Genomic DNA, 3,269 nt, shown 5'->3' on the forward strand with positions numbered 1-3,269 from the left:
TCGCGGGCGTACAGGTAGGGGACGGCGTCCAGGCGGAACCCGTCGATGCCCAGGTCGAGCCAGAAGCGCAGGTTCTCCAGCATGGCGTCCTGGACGTCGGGGTTGTCGTAGTTGAGGTCGGGCTGGTGGGAGAAGAAGCGGTGCCAGTAGTACTGGCCGCGGACGGGGTCGTAGGTCCAGTTGGAGGACTCGGTGTCGACGAAGATGATGCGGGCGTCGGGGTAGCCGGTGTCGTCGTCGGCCCACACGTAGAAGTCCCCGAACGGGCCGTCGGGGTCGGTGCGGGACGCCTGGAACCAGGGGTGCTGGTCGGAGGTGTGGTTCATCACCAGATCCGCGATCACCCGGATACCGCGCGCATGGGCCTGCTCGATGAGCTCGACGAAATCGCCGAGTTCCCCGAAGTCCGGCAGGATGCTGGTGTAGTTCGCGATGTCGTAGCCGCCGTCCTTGAGCGGTGACTGGTAGATCGGCAGCAGCCACAGGCAGTCGATGCCGAGCCATTGCAGATGGTCGAGTTTGGAGATCAGTCCGCGCAGATCGCCGTAGCCGTCATTGTTTGAATCGGCGAAGCCCCGCACCGACACCTCATAGAACACCGCAGTCTTGAACCAGTGGGGCGTGCGCGGCGTGCTCTCGTCGAACGGGTCGGGGACCGCCCCCGAGGCCGGCGCCGATCCCCCCGCGATCCCGCCGGCCGGCCGGGCGCGGCCGGCCTCTCCGGCGGTGCGCGGACCGCCGCCCGCGCCGGGCCCCGTGTCCACCTCTGGGGCGGGGACCTGGTCGGACGTGCTGCGGGCGGAATCGTTCGGCTGGCCGTGCATGGGTCACCCCGGGTGTGTTGGAGACATCTAGATCAGCAATGCCCGCCACCGGCGCGGGGGACGTTCAGGACAGGCAACCATCCGTAAAAGATTCCGTACGGAGCGTGACCGATGCGGCGGTTTCGGTTGCCCGCCGGCCCGTCCGCCGGACGCGCGGAGGCACCGTTCGGGGCGGATCGCCCGGCTGTCGAACACTTGCCGCGCGACGGTTGTGTCATGTCCGTGTTTTTAGGTTCGTCGCTTTTTCTGTCGCAGGCCCCGGGTAGGTCGTTTCCAAGCTCAGAACCCGCCCCCACCGGCGGGTTCTGATCCGTTCGGACGGTTTTCCGTCCACAGCGATCGGAGGGACAGTGGAGCGCTGGGAGAAGTCGCCATCGGTCGTACCGACACGCGATTCGCTCGTGGCGCGGCTGCGCGTTCGCTTCGCCGACATCCCGGCTGAGAACGTGCGCCGCTGCGTCGACGACCTGTGGTGCTGCTGCACCCATCTCGGGGTGCGGCCCGAGGAAGGGACCATCGAACGCCTCGCCGCGTCCCGGCTGACCGGTGTCGTGCGGGGCGGCCGGCCGCCCTATCCGGACGGCCGGACGGTGTCCAGACCGCCCGGCTCCTCCCTGACCGCCCCGCACCGGCCCGCGCCCGCGGCCGCCAGAACCCCGATCGGGATGTGACGCATGAAGGACACGACCGTGCCGGGCCTGGGCATCGACACCCGGCGAGGGTTCATCGTGCTCAGCCTGCCCGCGCAGATCAGCTGGCAGAACTACGCGGGCGTCCGGGAGGGGGTGAGCAGGGCCCTGTCCATGGCCGCCGGCGGCCGGGCGCACGGGCGGCGGCGCACGGGGGTCGTCGTCGACTTCGGCGACACCGTGCTGCTGGACGCGGCCGGGCTGGTCCTGCTGGCCCGCGCCGAGACGCGCGCGCAGCTGCTCGGCTGCCCGCTGCGGGCCGTGGTGCCCGCCCTGTCATCGCACGTGCGGCGGGCGCTGCACCTCACCGGGCTGGCGCAGCTCGTCCCGGTGTTCCCGGACGTCGCGTCGGCGACCGGCGCGCCCGTCCCGCCCGCGCCGGCGGGCGACGTCGACACCACGCACGTGCTCGACGCCATCCGCGCGCTGCATCCGGGGGACGCCGGGCTGACGCCGACGCCGCCCGCGCCGTCCGAGCTGATGATCACCACGACGGAGGCCGGGGACGGCGACCACACGGTCGTCCACCTGTCCGGCGTGCTGGACGAGGTGACGGTGCCCCGGCTCGGGGAGACGCTGACGACGCTGGTCGAGGGCAACCTGCGGCACCTCATGGTGCGGATGCACGAGCGCCTCGGCATCCGCTGCGACCCGCTGCCGATCCTGCTCGGCATCCGCTGGCGCGTCGCCGCCGAGGGCGGCTGCCTGGCGCTGCCCGCGCTGCCGGCCCGGCTCCGCGAGATCATCGACCGGGAGGGGCTCGGCTCGGTGTTCACCGGCTGCCGCTCCATCGAGGACCGCCTGCTCGGCGGCGCCGGGCCGGCCTGACGGCTCAGCTGCCGCCCGTCCGGCGCCGGCTCCGGGACGGCAGGGACGATTCGGGCCGCGGCGAACTCCGGCGCGACCTCGCGGTCGTCCCGTCCGCCGCGGCCATGCTCCCGTCCGACCGGCTCCCACTGGCCCGCACACGTCCGCCGTTCCGCTGGAACGTGAGGATGTGTGCGGGCTTCTCGCGCGGGTCGAGCCGCACGTAGTTGGATTTGGTCCAGGTGTAGGTGGCGCCGTCGAGTTGGTCGGTGACGGTGTGGGGTTGGTGGGGGTCGTCGGGGAGGCCGAGGGCGGGCAGGTCGAGGTGGACGGTGGCTTCGCGGGGTTGGTGGGGGTTGAGGTTGACGATGGTGAGGATGACGTCGTCGAGGTGGCGTTTGGAGAAGGCGAGGAGTTCGGGTTGGTCGATGTGGTGGAAGTGGAGGTTGCGGAGTTGCTGGAGGGCGGGGTGGGTGTTGCGGAGGGTGTTGAGGCGGGTGATGAGGGGGGCGATGGTGGTGGCGGTGCGGTCGGCGGCTTCCCAGTCGCGGGGGCGGTACTGGTATTTCTCCGAGTCGCGGTATTCCTCGCTGCCGGGGCGGACGGGGGTGTTCTCGCAGAGTTCGTAGCCGGCGTAGATGCCCCAGGTGGGGGACAGGAGGGCGGCGAGTATGGCGCGGATTTCGAAGGCGGGGCGGCCGCCGTGCTGGAGGTATTCGTTGAGGATGTCGGGGGTGTTGGTGAACAGGTTGGGGCGCATGTAGGCGGCGGCGGGGCCGGTGAGTTCGGTGAGGTAGGCGGTGAGTTCGTCGGCGGCGTTGCGCCAGGTGAAGTAGGTGTAGGACTGGTGGAATCCGATTTTGGCGAGGGTGTGCATCATGGCGGGGCGGGTGAAGGCTTCGGCGAGGAACAGGACGTCGGGGTCGGTGGTGTGGATGTCGGCCAGGAG

At 70.7% G+C, this 3,269-nt stretch carries 3 protein-coding genes and 1 pseudogene; 2 read left to right on the top strand and 2 right to left on the bottom strand.

Translation table 11 applies throughout. The features are described 5' to 3' along the window. Positions 1 to 824 (bottom strand): alpha-amylase family glycosyl hydrolase (locus tag AB0K34_RS46335; RefSeq protein WP_364554904.1); only part of this gene is annotated, 824 nt, incomplete at its 3' end. A 401-nt stretch (positions 825 to 1,225) separates the two neighbouring features. Between AB0K34_RS46335 and AB0K34_RS46340 the strand changes: the two genes are divergently transcribed. Both AB0K34_RS46340 and AB0K34_RS46345 read left to right on the top strand, forming a co-directional pair. Then, positions 1,226 to 1,495 (top strand): hypothetical protein, encoded by a 270-nt coding sequence (locus AB0K34_RS46340; RefSeq protein WP_138641629.1) that lies wholly within the window; start codon positions 1,226 to 1,228, stop codon positions 1,493 to 1,495. A gap of 3 nt (positions 1,496 to 1,498) precedes the next feature. After that, positions 1,499 to 2,341: an STAS domain-containing protein gene (locus AB0K34_RS46345; RefSeq protein WP_138641630.1), complete on the top strand. Its 843-nt coding sequence runs from the start codon at positions 1,499 to 1,501 to the stop codon at positions 2,339 to 2,341. A 4-nt stretch (positions 2,342 to 2,345) separates the two neighbouring features. Here AB0K34_RS46345 and AB0K34_RS46350 read toward each other — a convergent pair. After that, a pseudogene (locus AB0K34_RS46350) lies at positions 2,346 to 3,269 on the bottom strand (hypothetical protein); the annotation flags it as partial.

Source organism: Actinomadura sp. NPDC049382, assembly GCF_040677125.1.
GTDB classification, from domain to species: domain Bacteria; phylum Actinomycetota; class Actinomycetes; order Streptosporangiales; family Streptosporangiaceae; genus Spirillospora; species Spirillospora geliboluensis.

What these genes read in the sequence shown, in the direction of transcription:
- AB0K34_RS46345 (WP_138641630.1), top strand. Translation starts at nt 1,499, where the DNA reads ATGAAGGACACGACCGTGCCGGGCCTGGGCATCGACACCCGGCGAGGG.